Genomic DNA, 21,805 nt, shown 5'->3' with positions numbered 1-21,805 from the left:
TATTCCTGGTAAAACACACGGTATGTGATACTAAATCCGCAAGAATACTTGCACACCGGGGGTTCGGGGACGGCTTCGCCGCCCCCGAATTTTCTTTTTCTAGCTGAAAGCCACCGCCAAATGCTGGCGTACGCCGCGTTGCGCTGACCTCGCTAAAAAGAAAACCCGGGGCCGCCACGCAGCCCCGAGTTCACCACAGCAATTAGCCTTGTTGCAGCTAGTGCTCCTGCTTGCGCTGCCATTCCTCGTACTCGACACGCGCTTCGGCGGAAAGCGGGTAGTACTTACGCAGGTCGCCACCTTCCGCGAGCCGCTCGCGCGAGAACACTTCCCAGTCGGCGTGCTCGCTGGCCGCATGGAGCAGCTCGGGCGCGAGCTTGATCGGCACCACCACCACGCCGTCGTCGTCGGCCACAATCAGGTCACCCGGCATCACCAGCACGTTGTTCATGGCCACTGGCACGTTCACCGCAAACGGCACAATATTCGTCTGCGTGTGGAAGTTCGGCGTCACGCCCTTGAGCCACAGCGGCAGGTCGAGATGCTGAACGTGTGTGTAGTCGCGGATGCAGCCGTCGATCACCACGCCCGCGCCGCCCTTGCCCTTGAAGTAGGTCAGCATCATTTCGCCAAACACGCCGCTGCCCAGGTCGCCGCGCGCATCGACCACCACAATATCGCCGGGCTGGGTGTGATAGAGCACATGGCGATGCAGCTGCTTCTCGGGGTCGGCATATTCGTCGACGCGGTACAGGTCTTCGCGTTTGGGCATGAATTGCAGGGTCAGCGCGGGGCCAACCACCGTCTTTCCAGGCGTCCAGGGGCGCAGGCCGCGAATATGCGGGTCGCGAATGCCCAGGCGGCTCAGCTCGCCGCTGGCGGTTGCCGAGCCAATTTTCGCTAATCCCTCGACCAGCTCCCTGGGCGGACGCACAATGTCTTGCGTTTCGATCACGATGCTCCCTCGCTTTCCTTGCCAATAGAAAGAAGACACCCCTTTACGCCGGATGCCTTCTTGCCTGCGCGCAGGCGTGCAACCTTGCAGTATCGCAACTCCGCCTGGCTGCGCCCGCAGAAACGAGCGCAGCGAGCTGATGAGAACAAGCCGAGCAGCCTAGCTTTCGCTGATGGTGACTTTCGTGATGGTGTCGCCCTGGCGGATGGCGTTGACGACGTTCTGGCCGTCGATCACCTTGCCAAACACCGTGTGGCCGCCATTCAGGTGCGGCTGCGGCGAGTGGGTGATGAAGAACTGGCTGCCGTTAGTGTTCGGGCCGGCGTTCGCCATCGAGATCACGCCCGTCTCGTGCTTGAGCGGGTTGTTGCGCGTTTCGTCTTCGAATTTATAGCCGGGGCCACCGCGCCCGGTGCCAGTTGGGTCGCCACCCTGGATCATGAAGTTACTGATCACGCGGTGGAAAACCAGGCCATCATAAAAGCCCTGGCGCGCCAGAAACACAAAGTTATTGACCGTTTTGGGCGCATGCTGCGGGTTGAGGGCCAGCACAATCGTGCCTTTATTCGTCTCGAGTGTTGCCTGGTAATGCTTGCTGGCGTCGATCTCCATCGCCGGCGGCGTGCTCCATTGCTGTGTAGCCACAGGAACTCCTTTCCAATTTCTAACCGGCGGCCCAGGCGCTCGTTATGCGGAATTTGGCATCAACATGCGCCCGCGCGTTCAGCCGGCAGGTTCAACCGCGCCATTATACCACAGCGAACAGTTAGCCTTCGGGCGGCGTTCGTCAGGAATACGATCACTCGCGGATGGCGTGTGTCATTCTGTTTGCGGCTCTCGGGGCGTATAGTAGTGCCATCAACAAACAACGACGCGGTCGGCACACCAACGCACTGCCCAGCGGCTCGATCGCATCGACAACAGTTTGCCGAAGGAGGAAAGACATGGCAACGACGAAACGCCCGAAGCGCAATGCCAGCAGCCCGGCCACCCGCAATGCCCGCACCGCCAGCGCAACCATTCAACCTGAGCAGGCGCTGGAACTTGGCGCAGCGAACTCTGTGGTGCTGGAAGCTGGCGATCAGGAGCTGAACGACGCCCCGACGCTGACGCTGCCGGTGATGCACAACGAGCCCGAGCCCGAGTTTATGCCGCCCGCCGCAGCACCCGCCCCGGCCGAGCCAGCCGCGCCGCAGATGCAAGCGCCGCAGCCCGAACCGGCACAAGCAGCCGCGCCCCTGCCCGCCACCGGCGCGACGATTGCCGTCAACTCGCCGCCCGCCGCGCCAGCCGCAGCCACCCCAAGCGTTGCGCTGACGCCCGCCGAAGAGCGCGCCGCGTATATGCGCCGCCGCATGGTTGCGCTGGCCGGTTTGCTCGTGATACTGCTGGTCGTCGGCTTGCTGGCCTACCGCTTCATGGCACCACAGACCGCGGCCACGCCCGCCGCGCCGGCTGCCCCAGTTGCGCAGCAGCCCGCCGCGCCAGCCGCCCAGCAGCCTGCCGCGCCAGCCCCGGCCGATCAGCAGCCCGCAGCCCCGGCTGCTCCAGCCGGCGCAGACGTGATTGGCAACTGCTCCGCCGTGCCAGGGTTGCCCGTTTTTGAAGGCGCCACCTGCACCAAGCAGGATCGCGACGACGACAACGGCCAGATTAAGCTGGATAATACGTACATTGCCAATGCGCCCGCTGCCGATGTGAAAGCCTTCTACGAAAGCGCCTTCGCCGCCAGCGGCTGGACCATCGCGGACACCGACCACGATCCTGAGGACGGCCAGTGGAAATACACGCTGACGCAGGGCCAGCGCGAGCTGAAGGTCAAGATCGAGGCGCAGGAAGTCACCCAGGGCAGCGTCACCGAATTCTCGATTGCCGAGGACTAGGCGACTGACGAGTGACGAAAGACGAAGGACGAATGACCAAAGTTGCGTGAACTTTGGTCATTCGTCCTTTGTCGTCAGGTCTACAGCAAAGTCTTTAAATTTTTATCCACAGATTACGCAGATTACGCAGATTATAGACCTCATACCAAGTTCGGGTAAAGACTTGCATTTTATCATTCTGAACGGAGCGTCAGCGGAGTGAAGAATCTCCTATTCACAGTAACAAGAGATGCTTCGCTGCGCTCAGCATGACAATTCAGCAGTAATCATCCGTATTTGGTATCATATCTGTGGAATCTGCGTCATCTGCGGATCGATCTCGTTCTTATTTCAACGCTAACCTATCCTCGCTTTGTCGTTCGCCTGGATTCTCAGCCTTACCCTACTCGATTGGGCCGGTCAGCAGCGCGTCCAGCTCGGCGCCGGGCGGGTAGGTTTGCCCATCGCCGGGAACCAGCAGCAGTGCATTCGCGCCACGCAGCGAAAGCAGGCGGCTGGAACCTTGCGCGCCCGTGCCTCGCGCCACCAGTCGCCCGCCTTCCCACGAAACAATCGCACGCTGGTATTCGGGGCGGTCGGGCGCGGCGACGATTGGGTTCGCCAGCGCCACGCGCACCTGCGCGCGCTCGGGATGCGCGTCGCCCTGCAGGCGGCGCAGGGCAGGGCGCACAAACACCTCAAACGACACCAGCGACGACACCGGGAAACCGGGCAGGCCGAACAGCAGCTTCTCGCCAATCGTCGCAAAGGTGGTGGGCTTGCCGGGCTTGAAGGCGATCCGCCCGAAATGCACCGTGCCAAGCTCGGCCAGCAGCGGCTTGATCAAATCACGCGTGCCCATTGAGACGCCGCCGCTGGTGAGCAGCACATCTGCGCGCGCGAGGCCGTCGCGAATCGCTTCGCGCTGCACCTGCACATCGTCGCGGGCAATGCCAAGCGAAATCGTCTCGCAGCCGGCCTCGCGCGCGGCCGCCATCAGCGCGTAGCGGTTGCTGTCGCGAATACCGCCGGGTGGGATGGACAGGCCCGGCTCGTACACTTCGTCGCCAGTTGCCAGCACCGCCACCACCGGCCGCCGAAACACCGGCACGCGCACGCGCCCGATTGTCGCCAGCAGGCCCACGTCGGCGGCGCGCAGCACAGTGCCACGCGCCAGCACCAGCGCGCCAGCTGCAATATCCTGCCCAACGGTGTGAATGCTATCGCCCGCGCGCACCGGCTGCGCGATCTGCAGCATGCCATCGTGCTCCTCGGTCTGCTCGACCATGATCACGGCATCCGCGCCGGGCGGCACGGGCGCGCCAGTCATGATCCGAACGGCCGCGCCGGGCGGCACCGCCGCGCCAGCCAGGGCATCGGCGCCGGCAGTAATTTCGGCCAGCACGCGCCGCGCGGCCATGCCATCGCCCGCCAGCAGCGCATAGCCATCCACCGCCGACTTCGGCACATCGGGCAGCGGCGCGTCGGCATACACATCCTCGGCCAGCACGCGCCCTTCCGCGCTCAGGCTGTCGCACGCTTCAGCGCCAAGCGGCACGGCGTGCCTGGTAATAATGCGCCGCGCCTCGTCGATCGGCACCATCGGGTAGGGCGACTCCCGTCGCATTGGCTGCATTATGCGTCCCTTCCACTCATCGCAACTGATCGATCATTCCCATGAGCTTGTATTTGCGCCCGTGCTGCGCGCGAATCGCCTGCACATGCGCGCGCCAGTCGTCGGCGCGGCCCGTCGCCTTGTAGGCGTCGCGCACCAGGGTCAGCCAGGTGATTGCGTAAAAATAGCGGTCGGACTTGCCTGCCTCCATTATGCGCTGCGCCTGTTTGGAAGCGGCTTCGATCACCCAATCGGGGCGCAGCGGCACAGCCGCCGTCATCACGCGCTCAAGCAGGCTGTAGTCGGGGCTTTCGCGCACGGCGGCAATCGCGTCGTCGATCATGTTTTCGTGCAGGAAAATATCGACTTTGGCGGCAACCGCGGGAGAATTGCGCAGCCGCGCGAGGGCCGCGCCGCGCAGCGTTTCCCACTCGTCGCCGGCTTGTTCCTGCACCATGCGGTAGGCCGCAAGGCTGGGCGCGATCCGCAGAGCAGTATCCGCCGCCCGCAAGGCACGTTCGCGCTCGCCCATGCCGGCGGCCAGCTCGGCGGCCCAGTTCGCCAGTGGCGCGCGCTGCGCCTCGGCCGAAATGGCATAGGGGCTGTTGGAATGCGGCACCGGCAAGGCCAGACCATGCTCGGCCAGACGCAGCGCCTGCTCCAGCGCGCCACGCTCGCGCAGGGCCGTTGCCACGGCCAGAATATCGTCGGGGCTGGCAAGGTAGCGCGTGCCCTCGGCCAGCGCCTGGTCGCTCTGGCCCATCTTGGCGAGCATCAGAACATACAGGTTCAGCTGGCCTTCGGCTTCGGCCAGGTAGAGGTATTCCTGAAAGCGACCCTGCCGCTCAAGTATCTTCAGGCGCAGCAGCGCCAGCGCGTCGGCGTAATCGGGCGGCTCGCCCTGCCACGCGCCCTGTGCCGTGATCTCGCCCGCCAGCACGCGCTGGAGCGGCGGGTATTCCCAGCCCTGCTCGGCGGCAACAAGCGCCACGCCAAAAAGCGATTCGCCGCCCAGCTCGTCGATCTCGTCATTCCAGCCCGCGATCTTCTCACCCCACTCGTCGCGCTCATCAGGACTCAGGTCGGCGCTCAGCAGCGCTTCGGCCCAGGTTTCGGCCAGCTCCTCGAAGAAATCGCCCGGCGTCCCTTCAAAGCTGCCGTACATTTCTTCAATTTCTTCGAAAAACGTGCTGCCGTGCGCCAAATAGCTGATGGTGAAAGCTTCCAGAATCGCCAGCGCGCTCAGGGCGTCGCCGCCGCTGATGAAGCCACGCGCCTGATCCAGAATTGGCCGCAGCGCGTCGACGGTATCGCGCGCGGGGTCTTCGTCGTCGTAATAGTCGTATTCATAGCGGCTGTCGGGCGAATTGCGCAGCACATACTGCACCTGCTTGCTGATTGCGCTTGTGTCGATTGGCGAGCGGCGCGCGGCGGCTTTCTGCGCCGAGGGCGGCGCGCTGGCGATGTGCAACAGCGCCAGCTGCCGCTCGATCGAGTCGGCCAGGTCGGGCGAGCGCGCCGCCAGGGCCAAAATAAGCGCCTGCAACTGGCCGCGATCCAGCACCTTGAGCTGCTCGTCGAGCGGCGGGCGCGCAACGACTTCGCCAGAATGGTGGATTGCGCGGAGCAGCGCGGCGACAATATGTTTGCACCAGCCGCCCCAGTCGTAGGGGCACGTGCATGTTGCCGCCGTCACGCCGCCTTTGTCGAAGGTCACATTCACGCGGTACGATGGGTGCTGGCTGCCTTCGACACTGGCGTGCAGCACATTGCCGCGCAGGGCAAGGTCGTGCACCGCGCCGTTTTTGTAGTAGCTCCAGCCGCGCTGAAACGACTCGGGGGCGGCATGGGCGCGAATCGTCGCTTCGCTTAGTTCAGAAATTGCCATATTCGTATCTCCCACACGGTTGCCATAGTATAGCACTTGCCCGCGCGGAAAAACAAAGCGGGTGCAGGCCACAGCCTGCACCCGCCCTGTTGCCTGAGGCGCTTACCACTGGCCCAGTGCTGGCGAAACGACTTCTTCGCTTTGGCTTTGTGCTTTCATTGCGGCGTGTTCCTGCTCAGCCAGAAACCACGTCGCCTCCATCGCCGCCTTGCAGCCGTCTCCCGCCGCCGTGATCGCCTGCCGGTAGACATGATCGACCACATCGCCGGCCGCGAACAGGCCGGGAATGTTCGTGCGCGTGCGGCCATCGGTGACGATGTAGCCATTCTCGTCGAGTTCAAGCGTGCCTTTGAACAGCCATGTGTTCGGGATGTGGCCGATGTAGGGAAACACGCCGTCGGTTTCGAGCTGGATTTCCTCGCCGGTTTTCAGGTTCTGGATGCGCACGCCCGTCACGCCCTGCTCGCCCAGGATCTCGCTCACGGTCGAGTCCCACACAAAGCGCACCTTGGGGTTGCTGAACGCGCGCTCTTGCAGCACCGGGTCGGCGCGCAGCGTGTCGCGGCGGTGCACAATCACCAGCTCGCTGACATAGCGCGTCAGGAACAGGCCCTCGTCGAGCGCGCTATTGCCGCCGCCCACCACCACCACGCGCTTGTTGCGGAAGAAAAAGCCATCGCAGGTGGCGCAGTACGACACGCCACGATTCGCCAGTTTCTCTTCGCCCGGCACGCCCAGCTTGCGCGGCGACGCCCCGGTCGACACAATCAGCGTGTCGGCGGTGATCGTCTCGCCGCCGTCGGTCGTCAGCGTAAACGGGCGCGCGCTCACGTCGATCTTCTCGATCAGCGCATCCTTGAACTGCGTGCCAAAGCGCGCAGCCTGCTTTTCCATATTATCGGCCAGGTCGTAGCCGCCCACGCCCTCGACAAAGCCGGGGTAATTTTCGACCTCGCTGGTAGTTGCGATCAGGCCGCCGGGCTGCAGGCCGCGCACCACCAGTGGCTCAAGGTTCGCGCGCGCCGCGTAGAGTGCGGCCGTCAGGCCGGCCGGGCCGGAGCCGATAACAACGACTTTGCTATGCATAGGAATAACTCCTGGATATAGTGACGATTCGTTCGCCAGTGCCACATGCTGCGCTGTATGATAGCACATTCCGCACCAGCATTTCCGAACTGCATACCCCCCCTGGGTATGGGTATAGTATAGCACAGGCATGGCGGCATGGCAAGCCCTTGCGCGAGGCGGGCAGCTTGCTCCGATCTCATACCTTTTGGTTGCTTATTTGTAATGTAGCGATTGTACTATACACCCCAGTCTGTTTCGGCGCATATATCCACGCTGATATACCTTCTCCAATCTCTTGTGACATAACGAGAATTCGCAGGCGTAGTGATGCACTATGTCTACTTACTATGCCCTTTTTACCATTCAACTCCTAAAACACCATACAGCGCAATTTCGATACAAAGACGTTCATATTACGCAAAAATGGAGTGTTGCATGGCTTATTTTCGCCGAAAAATCATTATCCATGCCATCTTGATAGCACTGTTTGCACCTACACTCTTGCAGCCGTCTCATTCCGCGCGGGCTGCTTCGCCGATTGCGATCAATGAGTTTCTCCCTTCCTCGTCACTTGGCCCTGAATGGGTCGAAATTATCAACATGGGCGATGCCGAAATCGACCTTTCGAATATGAAGATCGACGACGACGTGATTGGCGGCACGCGCACGACGATCCCCAACGGCACGCGTATTCCTGGCCACAGCCTGCTGGTCATTGCGAACGCATCTACCTTTTTCAACGACATGGGCACAGACGCAGTTCAGCTTTCGGATGCGGCAGGTAATCTGATCGATAGCGTGACCTATAGCGGCGCAACCAAGGAAATGAGCTTTGCGCGCATCCCGGATGGCACTGGCGCTTTTGTGAAAGGTACGCCCAGCCAGGGCACATGGAACGTCGCTGCGCCTACAAATACGCCAACCAACACAGCCACACCTACCGAAACACCCAGTGTCACACCCACCGCGACCAATACGGCCACACCGACCAACACGCCCACGCCCACCGCGACCGACATACCCACGCCCACCGAAACTCCCAGTGCCACGCCTACCGCGGCCGACACGGCCACGCCGACCGCGACCGACATACCCACGCCCACCGAAACTCCCAGTGCCACGCCTACCAATACACCTACCGCGACCGCGACCGACACATCCACACCGACCGCGACCGACATACCCACGCCCACCGAAACTCCCAGTGCCACGCCTACCAATACACCTACCGCGACCGATACGGCTATTCCAACCGAAACACCAAGCGTTACACCCACCACCACTGCAACCGACACGGCCATTCCAACCAGCACACCCAGTGCGACTTCGACAAATACAGCCACAATGACGCCAAGCGCGGTCCCTACGAACACGCCCACCGCAACGTCCACGAACACAGCAACTGCTACGCACACTCCCACACATACAGCCACGCAGACGTTCACCGCTACACCCAGCCAGGCACCCGCCAACACTCCCAGCGCCACAAGCACATCTACCGTAACGCCTACACCTACGAAAACACCTACGAACACAGCAACTGCCACAAGCACAGCCACGCCCTACCCGGCTGGCATAATGATCTCGGAATTTCTCGCCTACCCAAAAATCGTGTACACGCACGAATGGATCGAACTCTACAATGCTGCCGAAACCAGCGCAGACCTGTCTGGCTGGAAAGTGGACGATGCCGAAGGCGGCAGCGCGCCAGTTGCGCTTGCTGCCGGCACGACCATCCCGCCACACGGCTATCTGGTGATTACCCTGCCCAGCACGATTTTGAACAATGACGGCGACAGCGTCCGATTGCTGCGCCCTAATGGCAGCATTGCAGACGCAACCACCTACACAAATAGCCAGATCGACCTGAGCTGGAGCCGCGCGCCCGATGGCAGCTGGTTGCTCAGCGGCCTGAACACACCCGGCGAATTGAATCTTCTCCCTGCAACGCCGACGATGACAGCAACTGCCACACGCACGCCAACAATCGAGCCGCTCGAAACCAGCGAAGCTGTGACATCGAGCCCAACGCCCACTGCCACCGCAACGGCAAGTCCAACCGCCATGCCCAATGGCGTTCAGATCAACGAATTCCTGCCATTCCCAAAGCAAAGCTATGCAGCCGAATGGATCGAACTGCACAATCGCGCCGAAACTGCCGCCAGCCTCGGCGGGTGGAAGCTGGATGATGGCGAGGGCGGCGGCGCGCCGTTCACGCTTCCAGGTAACACAACAATTGAGCCGCATGGGTATGTTGTTATCGCCTTACCCACTTCTTTGCTCAACAACGATGGCGATACCGTGCGCTTGTTGCGGCCTGATGGCACCGTCGCAGATGAGGTTATCTATACGAGTAGCCAGGCCGACACCAGCTATAGCCGCGCCGAGAACGGCGATTGGTACCTCAGCAGCGCGAACACGCCAGGCGAGCCGAACGCGCCGCCAGCCCAGCCAACTGCAACACCTTCGCCGACGCCAAGCAGCACCGCAACATCTACGCGGACGCCCTCGCCCACACGGACGCCCTCGCCCACACGGACTGCGACACCAACGCGTTCAGCAACAGCTACGCACACAGCCACCGCCACGCCTTCGGCCACCCCAAGCCCAACGCCAGCAGTCTGGCCTGCTGGCATTCTGCTCAGCGAAGCGCTGGCGAACCCGCGCACTGTATATGATGCAGAATGGGTCGAGCTGTACCAGGCTGGAAGTGAAGCTGCCGACTTGAGCGAATGGCAAATAGATGACGGCGAAGGCGGTGGCAAGCCATACACGCTTGCTTCCGGCACAACACTATTGCCCGGCGAGTATCTCGTTATCACCCTGCCAGGCGCGCTGCTGAACAACAGCGGCGACACATTACGTCTGCTGCGCCCCGACGGCAGCGTGGCCGATCTGGTTGAGCTACCGAATTCGCCCGCCGACACCAGCTATAGCCGCGCCGCCGATGGGGCTTGGCATATCACCGACAATCCTTCGCCAGCCGCGCCCAATAATATTTTGACAACCGAGATTGCTGAAACGCCATTACCCGATGCTCAGCTAGCGGCACAACTTCCGGCGGCTTCGCCATCGCTCGCACAAACCACAGAAAATTCATACGTCATTGTGCTGAACGAAGCCCTGCCGAATCCGCGAGTGCACTATAGCAATGAGTGGATCGAGCTGGAAAATCGGGGCGACACGCCTGCCAGCATTGGTGGCTGGGCGCTTGACGACGGCCCAGGCGGCGGCAGTCCGTTCAAATTGCCCGCAGGCACGCAGATAGCTGCGCATGGGCTGCTGCGCGTGCAGTTGCCAAAAGCGCTACTGAATAATGGTGGCGATACGGTGCGCCTGCTGCGGCCCGATGGCAGCACCGCCGACGAATATCGCTTTGGCGCGACCCCAGCCGACAAAAGTGTCTGCCGAGTTGACGGGGCGTGGGTGGCGCAGTGCGAGCCTTCGCCCGGACAACCCAACCGCAGCGTAGCCGCGCCAGCAAGCCCGCTGCCAGCAAACACAGCAGCACCCAATTCCCTCGCTGGGAGCGGCGCGCCGCTGCCGGCCCAGGCCAGCCCCACCAGCAACCAAGACCTGTCTGCCTCAGTATCTGTTGCTGGCGTTCCGCGCCATGCGCCAGCGCGCATACCCGCCCAGTTTATGAACCAAGCCGCCGCGCAACCATATGCGCTTGCATCAAAGGGCCAGCGTTACACGGGTTTGCCCAGCCCAAGCGCCATTCCGCCAAGCCCGACGCCACGCTTGCACACAGCCGCAGCACCCCGCCCTGCGCCCGCAAAACCCAATTTGCCAACTGTGCCGATCGTTCTCGCGCTGCTTGTGCTTGCTGCTGGTTGGTATGCCTGGGGCAACCGCCGAAAACTGGCAGAAAAATAACCAGGCGCCCGAAGCCGCGCCAGACGGCGAATAATTCTTCTGAAAGTTCGGCACGCCGCGTCAGTATCAGCTCTGGCGCGGCTTTCCCTTGCCCCGCGAAGGAGTGTGCTATAATGCCCCTGTACGCCCACCCGAACACTCCCTCATGCCGTCATCATCGAGAAAGAGGATCGCCATGAACGACCCGCAACCCCTCGTGCAAGACCGGCTCGCACACAACAGCTGGGGACTTCTGGGCAGCCAGGGCTATATTCTTGGCATGGATATCGGCGGCTATGGCCTGCGCACCGCGCTGGTCGATCTGCAAAACCATACCTACCACCGCTCTTCCCGCGAAATCAGCGGCGGCAGCGCCGACCAGCTTCTGGCGGCCTCGCTCGAACAGGCGCACGAACTGATGCGCCAGTACGATGTTGCGCCCGAGCGGCTGGTGCGCATTGGCGTGGGCTTTGCCGGCCCGGTCGACGCGCGCCGCGGGATTGTCCAGCGCTCGCATCGCATTGGCGGCTGGGAGCAGTTCCCACTGAAAGATCATATCGAAGATGCGCTTGGCGCAGTGACCCTGCTCGACAACGACGCCAACCTGATCGCGCTGGGCGAGGCAACCTTTGGCGTTGGGCGCAATGTACAGAACCTTTTTTATCTCCACCTGAGCAGCGGCGTTGGCGGCGGCCTGGTGCTGAACGGGCGGCTGCATCATGGCGCAACAACCATGGCCGGCGAAGTCGGGCATGCCGTGGTCGGCGCGATCGACCCGGTTTACCCGAACGAGCCGCCGCGCACGCTCGAGCAACGCCTGTCGATTGGTGGGGTTTTGCAGCGCGCCAGCGAGCTGGGCCAGTCGAGCGATCTGCTGAGCGAGATCTTCAGCAACCCACAGGTTGGCCCGCAGATCATTGCAGAAGCGGCTGACCTGCTGGCAGTGCGCCTTTCGCAAATCATCGCGCTGATCGACCCCGAGATGATCATCCTCGGCGGGGTGGTTGCGCGCCACGGCGGTGAGGCGCTGATCGACGCGATCAAAACCCGCATTCCGGCCTATATGTCGTCGCTGATCGAGCGCCCGGTGCAGATTGTGCCGTCGGTGCTGGGCTTTGAAAGCGTTTCGATTGGCGCGCTGGCGCTGGCGCTCGAAAGCATGCGCGATTAAGCGCGTTTGCGCCGCCGCCCTCGCAATGCTATAATGCTCGGCTAGTTGCGCTGCGTGTGCGCGTATTTTCGTGCGCGCCGCTTTTTCGGCTTTCGGGCCAAGAAATAACGGGAGCTATGGACGCCAAAAACGTACTTTTTGGGGAGACCGGCCTCGACAAGCTGGTGCAGATGTTGCGCGCCAGCGGCCAGCCTCAGGATATCGCCAAGTTGGTTGAGCGCTACCTCGACATCCTGCGCGATCTGGTGATAGCAGAGGAGAAACGCGGATGAGCGATCAGCCCACATTTAGTGGTAACGCCGAGCAGAAGGCCCTGGCCGAAAAGGTGTTTGAGATCATGAAGGCGCAGGGCTCGTTCTTCGCGGTCGATGCGCCGATCCGCCAGACACTCGGCAACCTGACCGATTATTTGGTCGGACAGGGTAAATCCGACCCGGCGAAAGTCGCGCAGGAGCTTGAGGCCGCGCTGAAAAAGAACGATGCGATTTTCACGCGCGAAGAGCGCGGCGACGACGTGATCTACGTCATTTCGCGCATGGGCGCCTACCGCCCGCGCCGCGACGAAAACACGCATATGTTCAAGCAGCGGCTCTACGAGCCCGATAACCCCCTGCCCGTCGATGATATCAGCGTGGTGGTGACAACAACCCGCCCCGCGCTGACCACCGTCGAGCCGGTGTATATTTCCGATTACTGGCAGCAGCAGGCCGGCCTGACGCCGATTGTGCCGGGCGAAAGCGTGGACGAAAGCGTTGCCGAAGAAGCGACACTTGCGCCAGTGGTGGAGGAAGTTGAAACCGCCGAGCCAGTTGAGGCCGCCGAGCCCGTCGCCGTCGCTGCCGAGCCAGCCGTGGTTGCCGAGCCCGCCGAGGCCGTGGAAGAAACAGCTGCGCCAGTGGCCGAAAAGGCAGCTTCAAGCATCCAGAACACCATGATCACGCTGCCGAACGGTGTGCAGATCGATCTGCGCCGCCCGACGGCCGATTTGCTGGCGCAGTATGGCCCGACGCTGATCACACAATTCCGCAGCGCGCTCGAAAACGACCCGCTGCGCCGGATTGTGATGTTCGGCAACGACGCCTACCCCGAGGCCGCAGTCGACAATTTTGGCAAGAACGACCTGCGCCGCATCCGCGACTACCTGGTCGAGACGGGCGAGCCGATGGCCGACGCGCAGATTATTGCCGACATTTTCTACCACAACCCGCGCCAGTCCGATTACGAGACTTTCCGCTTTGCGCTCGACTACCGGCTGAGCCGCGAGAAGGATTTTGAGTTTGTGGGCGTCGACGGTGCGCGCCTGTGGTCGACCAAGGGCATGCCCGCGATTGGCACCAAGCGCGTCAAGGCCAGCGAAATGGGCCAGATTACTGGCTATCTCGAAGAAGGCTTCGACGACAGCCTGGCCGAGCAGAGCGCCGACGCGATTCGCAAAAACGGCACGCTCAGCCACATCCTGACTTTCTTTGAGTGGGAGTATGGCATTCTGCCCTACACCAAGGCGCTGGCGGCACTGCTGCCCACCGCCCTGCTGGCCGACCAGCGCAGCGCAGTGCTGCGGATCGAGTCGCCCCAGCACTACACCTCGACACTGGCCGAGCTGCGCTTCCCAACCGGCAACCGTGGCGGCTGGCTCCAGGGCCTGGAAACTTTCTTCCATGAGCACCTGGTGCCGGGCGCGCAGATTACGCTGGCCCGCACTGCCGAGCCGCACATCTTCACGATCACCTACGAAGAGCAGCCCGAGCAGCAGGATCGCTTGCTGGTGCTCGACGAGAAGAAGAACAAGTTCGCGTTCGCCAATGTCAGCTACTATGCGGCGGTGGACGAGGACATGCTGGTCAACCAGCAGCAGTTCGGTCGCCTGCGCAATCTCAAGTCACTGCCGATGAACGAACGCCGCAAGGGCGACGCAATGATCGAGCATGTGTTCGAGACGGTTGGCAACCCGGTTGGTACGCGCTCGGAGCCGCGCTACCGCGCTACACTCGACCAGCTGTATGTGGGCTTGAACGCGCTGCGCCCGGCCTCGCGCGAGTACCTTGCGCACCTGCTCAAGGACAACGACGAGTTCGAGGACGATGGCGACACCTGGACCTACGCGCCGCCGCCGGTTGAGGTCGACGATCAGGAAGACGACGACGACCTGGACTATGACGACGACGAGTAGGCTAGCACACTTACACGATTGATCTGTTGGACGACGAGACGCGCCGCTGGCGCGTCTCTGCGCTTCTTGTTCCATACTCTATAAGGAAGAGAAACAATGGCTCTTGCCGACACTGTGTACGATATTGGTTCGCCCAGCCACAAGCTGGCGATGCGCAGCCTGAAGCCGCTTTCTGGCCTGGGCGGCGATGCATACAACGAATTCTGGCCGGCCTGGGCGACGATCAACGCGCACCGCCGCGCCGAGATCGCCCACGCAATGGTGGAACTGGCCGAAGATAATGTCGATCTCGATTTTGCGCAGGCGCTGGTGTGGCTGCTTGGCGATGATGACGCCGAAGTGCGTGCTGCCGCCGCCGAGGGCTTGTGGGAAAGCGAGCGCAGCGTGGTGCTGGAAGGCCTGGTGAAGGCGCTGCAAAGCGACCCGGCCGCCAGCGTGCGCGCCGCTGCTGCCATGGCACTTGGCCGCTTCGCGTACCGCGCCGAAATGGAAGAACTGCCCGCCAGCGACGAACAAACGCTGCGCGCCGCCCTGGAGCGCGCCGTGCTCGACACGCGCCAGCCGGTCGATGTGCGCCGCCGCGCGCTGGAAACGGCCGGCTATTTCGCCAGCAACGACGCAATTCAGGAGCAGGTGGCGCAGGCCTATGGCAGCAGCGAGCAACTATTGCGTGAAAGCGCGCTGGTGGCGATGGGCCGCTCGATGTTGCCGCGCTGGCTGCCGAACATCACGCAGGCGCTGGTTGCGCCCTCGCCCGCGCTGCGCTACGAGGCCGCCCGCGCCGCTGGCGAAATGGGCGAAGATGCGCGCTCGCTACTGCCAAAAATCCTGCCGCTGCTGAACGACAAAGACAGCGAAGTGTCGCTGGCCGCGATCTGGGCGCTCGGCCAGATCGGCGGCGAAACTGCGCAGCGCCTGCTTAAGCAGGTTGCGAAAGAAGGCGATGACGCCCGCCGCCAGGCCGCCACCGACGCGCTCGACGAGCTGATGCTCGGCGACAGCCTGGTGTAGCCGATGCTGCTGCCTGCTTTCGATCAGATCGGCGACTACGCGCACGTCTACCTGTCGCCGCACCTCGACGACGCCGCGCTTTCGTGCGGCGGGGCGATTGCGCGCGCAACTGCGGCGGGCGAGCGCGTGCTGGTGGTGGATCTGTGCACTGGCGCACCCGCGCCCAACGCCCGCTTCAGCGCGCTGGCGCACGACATTCACACCAACGAATGGCGGCTCGACCCGCGCGACGCAATGGCCGCACGCCTGCGCGAAGACGAAGGTGCGCTCCAGCAGCTCCGCGCCGACGCCTTTCGCGCCGACCTGCTCGACGCAATTTACCGCATGCCAGCCAGCTACAACAGCCGCGAAGCCTTGTTCGGCACGCCCGCCCGCAGCGACACCCTGCTGCCCGCGCTGCGCGACTTGATCGCCGCCCTGCGCGCACGCCTGCCAAACGCGACGATTTATGCGCCGCTGGGCGTGGGCGGGCATGTCGACCATCAGGTCACGTATATTGCGGCGCTGACGGCTGGCGGGCGGCTGGCCTACTACGAAGATTACCCGTATGTTCAGCAGCCCGGCGCGCTGGAAAAGCGGCTGGAAGCGCTCGGCCAGGATTTCGCCAGCACCACAATCGACATTACGGCCACGCTGGAGCAGAAGATCGCGGCGATTGGAGCCTACACCAGCCAGCTCGACGTGCTGTTTGGCGGCCCTGCCGGGATGGCGCAGGCGGTTGAGGACTACGCCGACAGCGTGCGCCCGGCAGGCGCGAGCTATGGCGAGCGGATCTGGCGGCACGCTGGCAGCCGCGCGCGCGACTGAAATATCAACGAGCAGATATGGCGATACAACAGCCTGAAGCCCCCGCCGCGCTGGCGGTGACGCAGCCCGATGCCGCCCGCTGGGACGCCTTCACCCACGGCCACCCGCACGGCCACCTGCTGCAATCAAGCGGCTGGGGCGCGCTCAAGGCCGAGGTTGGCTGGGCGGTGCAGCGCGTGCTGGTGGAAGGGCCAGAGGGGCCTTGCGCCGGCGCGCAACTGCTGATCCGTTCGCGCCTGGGCCTGAGCGCCGCGTATGTACCGCGCGGCCCGCTGCTGGCGGAAAACAATCCCGCCGCGAACCGTGTGCTTCTCCATACGCTGCACCGCCTGGCCCGCCGCACGCGGGCGGTATTTCTGCGCCTGGAGCCAAATGTGCTGGAAGGCGCGCCCGGTGCCGACACGCTGCATAGCTGGCTGCTTACGCAGGGCTTCGTTCCCGCGCCGCCGCTGCAACCGCGTACCAGCCTGCACCTCGCGCTCGCGCCCGCGCCCGAGCAGCTGCTGGCTGGCATGAGCAAGGGCCACCGCGCCGACATCAGGCGCGCCACCCGCGATGGCGTAAGCGTGCGCGTGGGCGCAGCACCTGCCGACCTCGATGCCTTCTACGCGATTATGGAAACAACTGGCCGGCGTGCCGAGTTTGGCATCCACAGCCGCGCCTATTACAATAGCGCCTGGCAGCAGTTCCGCAGCACCCCCCACGGCGAGTGCGCGCGCCTGCTGCTGGCCGAGCGCGCTGGCGCAACTGTGGCGGCCTCGCTGGTGTTTGCCTGGGCCGGCGCGGGGCTGTACCTGTATGGCGGCTCAACCGACGAAGGGTTGCGCAGCGGCGCAAACCACCTGCTGCAATGGCACGCCCTGCAATGGGCGCGCGAGCGCGGCTGCACTACCTACGATTTCTGGGGCGTGCCCGACCAGTTTGGGCGCGCACTTTCGGCGGGGAGCGACACCGAGCGCGCCCAGCTCGAAGCGGAAGCGCGCAACGACCCGATGTATGGTGTGTTTCGCTTCAAGAAGGGCTTTGGCAGCGAGGTGGTGCGCTTCCTGCCTGCCTACGACCACGCCTTTCTGCCGCCGCTCTACCGCGTGTGGATGCGCCGTTTCGGCAGCTAGTGAAGAAGTTAATCCGCAGATTACACAGATGATGAGTACTTTGGAAAATACGTTCTTTTCTACAACGGGCAAGCTTCCAGGAAGCTCATCTGGTTACCATGTTGAAGCAAGACTGGCTTGAGCTTCCTGGAAGCTGAGTGTAAGGGGATTTATTTTCCAGAGTAATTAGGTTATATGACACACTCTCTCTGTAATCTGCGAAATACCGATTGCAGCGTGAAAATGCAAAAAGTCGTAGAGAATTGCAATGACTGACGAATTGCCCGACCCAAGCGAAGCGCAGCGCATGATCGACTGGTTGCAGCGCGAGCTTGACCACCAGCGCGAGCTGAATGGCGAAATGCGCCGCGCCGTGGCCGAGCTGGCCCGCGCCTTTCAGGAATCGCTGGCGCGCTCGTACGACGCCGCCGAAAGTGGCGACCTGGAGCGCGTGCGCCGTGTCACGCTTGAAAACCGCGACGCCTGGCAGGCATACCTGCAGCAAATCATCGCGGCGGCAACACCCAAGCGAGGAGGCTGATATGACCAACGCTGTGATCTTCGACATGGGCAACACGCTGATGAATTTCGTGCGCCCGGGCACCGGCAGCTGGCGCGAGTTCGAAGAACCGGGGCTGCGCGGCGTGTATAGCTACCTGGTCGAGCAGGGCCATCCGATCGAGTCGCACGAGGAAGATTTTGTCGCGGCAATGTTCAGGCGCCTGGCCGAAGGCTGGGAACAATCCACTGGCGGCGCGATCAACATGCGCGCCATCGACCTCATTCGCGCCAGCGTGGCCGACCACGCGCTGACGCTGGACGATTCGGCGCTGCTGGAAGCCGTGCGCCGCTACGCCCACCCATTGCGCCAGGGTGTGAGCCCCACGCCCGGCGCGCTCGAAACGCTGGCCGCCCTGCGCGCGCGCGGCTACCGCCTGGGCCTGATTTCCAACACGATCTGGCCGGCCGAGCTGCACCTGGAAGATCTCGAAACCATTGGCGTGCTGCCCTATGTTGAGCACCCGCTGTTCTCGGGCGAGGTTGGCATGTGGAAGCCCAGCGCCGCCATTTTCCGCCATGCGCTGGAGCTGCTGGACACAACGCCCGAGCAGGCGATCTTCGTGGGCGACAGCCCGCGCGAAGACATTATGGGCGCGCAAGGCGTTGGTATGCGCGCGGTGTGGATGCGCAGCCGCGAGTTCCCGCTTGGCGCGGTGCAGCCCAACGCTACGATTAGCGCGCTGCCCGAGCTGCTGCCCATTCTGGATAACTGGTTTTAGGCTACTGGGCGCATTGCCACGAAGACTCGAAGACGCGAAGGTGCTAACAATACCGCCGTCTTCGAGTTTTTGCGTTTATGTCCACTCTTATTCTGCCGAGGAATTTATGAACACCGCCAAAACCCTGGTTTGTTTCGGCGACAGCATCACCGAGGGCGTGATTGGCGCGTCGTATGTCGATATTGTGTGCGAAACGCTGTCCGGCGTGCGCGTGATCAACGCTGGCGTCAACGGCGACACGGTCATCCACCTGCTGCGGCGCGTCGAGCGCGATGTCATCGCCCACCAGCCCGATGTGGTGACGATCATGGTTGGGCTGAACGACCTGACCACCGTCTACGGCCTGCGCTCCAGCAAAGCCTACTACCACGCGCTGAAAAACCTGCATACCCAGGTTGCGCCGCGCCGCTTCATCCACGCCTACCGCCAGCTCATTCGCGAGCTGCGCGCCCGCACGCACGCGCAGCTTGCGCTGTGCACGCTTACCACCGTCGGCGAAGACCCCGCCGACCCGGTGCAGCACCTGGTGGACGGCTATTCACTCATCGTTCGGGGAATTGCCGCGCAGGAGGGGCTGCCGCTGATTGATGTGCGCGCAGCCTTTGCGCAGGCGCTCGTGGCCGAGCCGCGCATCGGGCCAGAATACCGCATCTGGGTGCCGGTGCAGGACGCGCTGGCGATTGCGTGGCGCGGCGCGAGCTACGCCGGTTTATCGCAACAGCGCGGCTACCGTCTGCTCTGCGATGGCGCGCACCTTGCCCCGGCTGGCGCGGCGCTGGTGGCAGAAACGATGCTGCCGACGGTGCGCGCAATGCTTGGGGAAGCAGGAAGGGCAGAAGTCAGCAGTTAGCAGTCAGGAGTCAGAAATCTGGGCGTGTAGCTTCGTACTCCTGTGGAAAAACGAATCGCGACACACAAAACAGCAAAAACACCGAGGCCACAGAGCGTTTACTCCGTGGCCTCGAACTATCGTGTGATTTGCCCAAATGTCCTAGCTCGCCCGCGCCGTCTGGCGCTTCTGTGGCGCGCTGGTGACAATTCGCGCATAGCGCGCCGCCGCCAGCATATACACGCCATAGGCCGCCAGGCCCAGCGCGATCAGGCCAACCACCCAGGGCGGCGTCATGCCTGCCAGCGCCTGCAACGCGCCGCCCGAGTCCTGCACCCGCTGCGGGTTGAGCGTCAGGGCCGCCTGCACCAGAAAGCCGCCGGCCAGCACCCACACAATCCCGCGCGCGGCCAGGCCCACGCGGCCAAGAATGGTGGCCCAGCGCCGTTCTGTCTGGCTCATCGCGTCCCAGCGCATATGCTCGCTGAAGTTGGATGTCCACCCGCGATAGATTTGCTGCAAGCCCGCGCCAATCACGCCAAGGCCAACCAGGCCAACCAGCCAGCGGCCAAGCGGGTAGCTGAAAATTCGCGCGACCAGACCCTGCTCGGATGCCTGTGTATTGCTCGGGGTTGCCGCGCCGCGCTGGGCATAGCGCAGCGCAGTGATTGCCAAACCGCCATAGCCCAGCCCGCTCAGCACATAGCCCACACGCTGCGCGATGCCTTTGGCATCGCTGCCCTTGTGCTCGGGATCGAGCGTGGCCTGCACAAAACGAAGGAGTGTGTAGCCGATCAGGCCAATTGCAATCAGCACCAGCAGAACGCGCCCAAATGGCTGGGCCAGGATCGTGCGCAGCGCGCCCTGCTTATCGGTAGCAGCGCCGCCCAGGCCAAATGCCGCCCGCGCCGTCAGCACGCCCGCCAGCAGGTATACAATGCCTTTCGCAGCATAGCCGAAACGCGCCAGCTTCTCGAACCAGGGATGATCAACTGCCTGTTGCGCCGATTGTTTCACTGCCTCGGCGCTTACCCCACGCTGTGCCATCGTCCTCACACTTTCCTGAAGTTAAAGTCTCCCCCACTACACGGCTTATTAGCAAACTCTGTACCACTTTCCTGCTACTCCGGCGCGATCTTGCAGTAGCGTGCCGCTGCAAAAAGGTACATGCCATAGGCAACCAGCCCGGCCGCAACAATCGCGACTGCCCACCAGCCGAATGGGCCAGCCAGCGATTGCACTGCTTCGGCAGAATCTTCGACCTTGCTGGCATCGACCAGTAGCGCCGCTTCAACCAGAAACCCACCTATTAGAGTGATCACAATGCCGCGCGCCACCAGCCCAACCCGCCCGATCCAGGTCGTCCAGCGCTGCTCGCCTGTGCTCATTGTGTCCCAGCAAAAGCGCTCGTTGAAACGCGCCCGGTAGGCCAGGTAGCCCTGCCATACGCCCACGCCAATCACAATCGCGCCGATGATGCCAATGGCCCAGTTACCGAAGGGCAGGCCGAATGCCCATGCCACCCAGCCTTCTTCCTGGCCATCGGGCACGCCCCCGCCGCCAAATGCGAGGCGCAGCGTGGCAAACGCCAGGCCGGCGTAAAAGATTGCGCTGCCAACAAAGGCGGCGCGAATTATCAGCCCTTTCAGGCCTGAGCCCTTGCGCTCCAGATCGAACAGGGCCTGGGCCAGGCGCAGCAGCGCGTAGCCCGCCAGCCCCACCGCCATTGCCAGCAGCGCAACATAGCCAAACGAGCCAGTGAACACTTCTTCCAGCGCATTGACGCTGCTGGCCGCCTTGCGGCGCAAGCCAATCGCCGCCAGCGCCGAAAGGCTACCGGCCAGGAAGTAGACCACGCCTTTGGCGGCATAGCCCGAGCGTGCAAACAGGTCGAACCAGGGGTGCTGAACGGCTTGTTCGCCAGCGACCGCGATCTGTTCGACAAGATCATCTCCTGCCAGCAGCTCAGCAGCGGGGAAATACTCACGTTCTGTCATAGCGGTAAGTGGGGTTTCTAACTCAACACGATGCGCGCAGACGCGCCCAGAGAAAGGCCACCATGCACGGAGATGAATAAAGAGTCACAAGCAGGTTTCGTGCCGACGCAACCGCGAACACGGCTGCAAGACGCAGGCATGTGCTGGCACTCTGCGCGGGATTGACGCCGCCCGCCGCGCCGATTAGAATGGGCGCTCGC

Annotated in this window: 18 protein-coding genes; 11 read left to right on the top strand and 7 right to left on the bottom strand. The window is 63.0% G+C overall.

Translation table 11 applies throughout. The annotated features are described in order from the left end of the window. Positions 1–217: 217 nt before the first annotated feature. Entirely contained in the window at positions 218–955 is a 738-nt protein-coding gene (locus M1P90_RS32555; RefSeq protein WP_483700003.1) for an RraA family protein, read from the bottom strand. Positions 956–1,114: 159 nt separating this feature from the next. Then, the gene (locus tag M1P90_RS32550; RefSeq protein WP_483700002.1) at positions 1,115–1,600 is read right to left on the bottom strand and encodes a peptidylprolyl isomerase; all 486 of its coding nucleotides are present in this window, start codon (positions 1,598–1,600) and stop codon (positions 1,115–1,117) included. A gap of 299 nt (positions 1,601–1,899) precedes the next feature. Between M1P90_RS32550 and M1P90_RS32545 the strand changes: the two genes are divergently transcribed. Continuing rightward, the gene (locus M1P90_RS32545) at positions 1,900–2,838 is read left to right on the top strand and encodes a hypothetical protein (protein WP_483700001.1); all 939 of its coding nucleotides are present in this window, start codon (positions 1,900–1,902) and stop codon (positions 2,836–2,838) included. Positions 2,839–3,220: 382 nt separating this feature from the next. On the opposite strand, the gene M1P90_RS32540 is transcribed toward M1P90_RS32545, so the two are convergent. The 3 genes from M1P90_RS32540 to trxB form a co-directional block, all read right to left on the bottom strand. Then, positions 3,221–4,453: a molybdopterin molybdotransferase MoeA gene (locus tag M1P90_RS32540; protein WP_483700000.1), complete on the bottom strand. Its 1,233-nt coding sequence runs from the start codon at positions 4,451–4,453 to the stop codon at positions 3,221–3,223. Positions 4,454–4,469: 16 nt separating this feature from the next. Next, complete coding sequence (locus tag M1P90_RS32535) at positions 4,470–6,320, bottom strand: SWIM zinc finger family protein (RefSeq protein WP_483699999.1); 1,851 nt, start codon at positions 6,318–6,320, stop codon at positions 4,470–4,472. A gap of 102 nt (positions 6,321–6,422) precedes the next feature. Beyond that, a complete protein-coding gene (gene trxB, locus M1P90_RS32530) occupies positions 6,423–7,406 on the bottom strand; it encodes a thioredoxin-disulfide reductase (RefSeq protein ID WP_483699997.1) in 984 nt (327 codons plus the stop codon). 417 nt (positions 7,407–7,823) lie between these two features. Here trxB and M1P90_RS32525 point away from each other — a divergent pair, with 417 nt between their 5' ends. The 10 genes from M1P90_RS32525 to M1P90_RS32480 all read left to right on the top strand — a co-directional run bounded on the left by M1P90_RS32525 (position 7,824) and on the right by M1P90_RS32480 (position 19,629). Further along, on the top strand, positions 7,824–11,267 hold the full coding sequence (locus M1P90_RS32525) for a lamin tail domain-containing protein (RefSeq protein WP_483699995.1): 3,444 nt from the start codon (positions 7,824–7,826) through the stop codon (positions 11,265–11,267). A 175-nt stretch (positions 11,268–11,442) separates the two neighbouring features. Further along, positions 11,443–12,417, top strand: coding sequence for an ROK family protein (locus M1P90_RS32520; protein ID WP_483699994.1), 975 nt, complete (start codon positions 11,443–11,445; stop codon positions 12,415–12,417). Positions 12,418–12,533: 116 nt separating this feature from the next. Then, entirely contained in the window at positions 12,534–12,689 is a 156-nt protein-coding gene (locus M1P90_RS32515) for a hypothetical protein (protein WP_483699993.1), read from the top strand. Next, positions 12,686–14,587 (top strand): hypothetical protein, encoded by a 1,902-nt coding sequence (locus M1P90_RS32510; RefSeq protein WP_483699991.1) that lies wholly within the window; start codon positions 12,686–12,688, stop codon positions 14,585–14,587. The genes M1P90_RS32515 and M1P90_RS32510 overlap by 4 nt, the downstream gene beginning before the upstream one ends. Positions 14,588–14,683: 96 nt before the next feature. Then, positions 14,684–15,598: a HEAT repeat domain-containing protein gene (locus M1P90_RS32505; RefSeq protein ID WP_483699990.1), complete on the top strand. Its 915-nt coding sequence runs from the start codon at positions 14,684–14,686 to the stop codon at positions 15,596–15,598. Between the two features lie 3 nt (positions 15,599–15,601). Continuing rightward, entirely contained in the window at positions 15,602–16,405 is an 804-nt protein-coding gene (locus M1P90_RS32500; protein WP_483699989.1) for a PIG-L deacetylase family protein, read from the top strand. A 17-nt stretch (positions 16,406–16,422) separates the two neighbouring features. Next, positions 16,423–17,520 (top strand): lipid II:glycine glycyltransferase FemX, encoded by a 1,098-nt coding sequence (locus M1P90_RS32495; RefSeq protein ID WP_483699988.1) that lies wholly within the window; start codon positions 16,423–16,425, stop codon positions 17,518–17,520. Positions 17,521–17,767: 247 nt separating this feature from the next. After that, on the top strand, positions 17,768–18,040 hold the full coding sequence (locus M1P90_RS32490) for a DUF2203 domain-containing protein (protein ID WP_483699987.1): 273 nt from the start codon (positions 17,768–17,770) through the stop codon (positions 18,038–18,040). A 1-nt stretch (position 18,041) separates the two neighbouring features. After that, positions 18,042–18,779 (top strand): HAD family hydrolase, encoded by a 738-nt coding sequence (locus M1P90_RS32485; RefSeq protein ID WP_483699986.1) that lies wholly within the window; start codon positions 18,042–18,044, stop codon positions 18,777–18,779. A 106-nt stretch (positions 18,780–18,885) separates the two neighbouring features. After that, positions 18,886–19,629 carry an SGNH/GDSL hydrolase family protein gene (locus M1P90_RS32480; protein ID WP_483699984.1) on the top strand — a complete coding sequence of 248 codons (744 nt, stop codon included), beginning with the start codon at positions 18,886–18,888 and terminating at the stop codon, positions 19,627–19,629. 141 nt (positions 19,630–19,770) lie between these two features. Here M1P90_RS32480 and M1P90_RS32475 read toward each other — a convergent pair whose 3' ends face one another. Both M1P90_RS32475 and M1P90_RS32470 read right to left on the bottom strand, forming a co-directional pair. Further along, a complete protein-coding gene (locus M1P90_RS32475) occupies positions 19,771–20,655 on the bottom strand; it encodes a DUF1206 domain-containing protein (RefSeq protein ID WP_483699983.1) in 885 nt (294 codons plus the stop codon). 74 nt (positions 20,656–20,729) lie between these two features. After that, the gene (locus M1P90_RS32470) at positions 20,730–21,605 is read right to left on the bottom strand and encodes a DUF1206 domain-containing protein (protein WP_483699981.1); all 876 of its coding nucleotides are present in this window, start codon (positions 21,603–21,605) and stop codon (positions 20,730–20,732) included. Positions 21,606–21,805: the final 200 nt, after the last annotated feature.

Source organism: Kouleothrix sp. 19917 (genome assembly GCF_057073505.1).
Note: the sequence above shows the minus strand (reverse complement) of the source record. Positions and strands in the feature narration are given on the sequence as shown.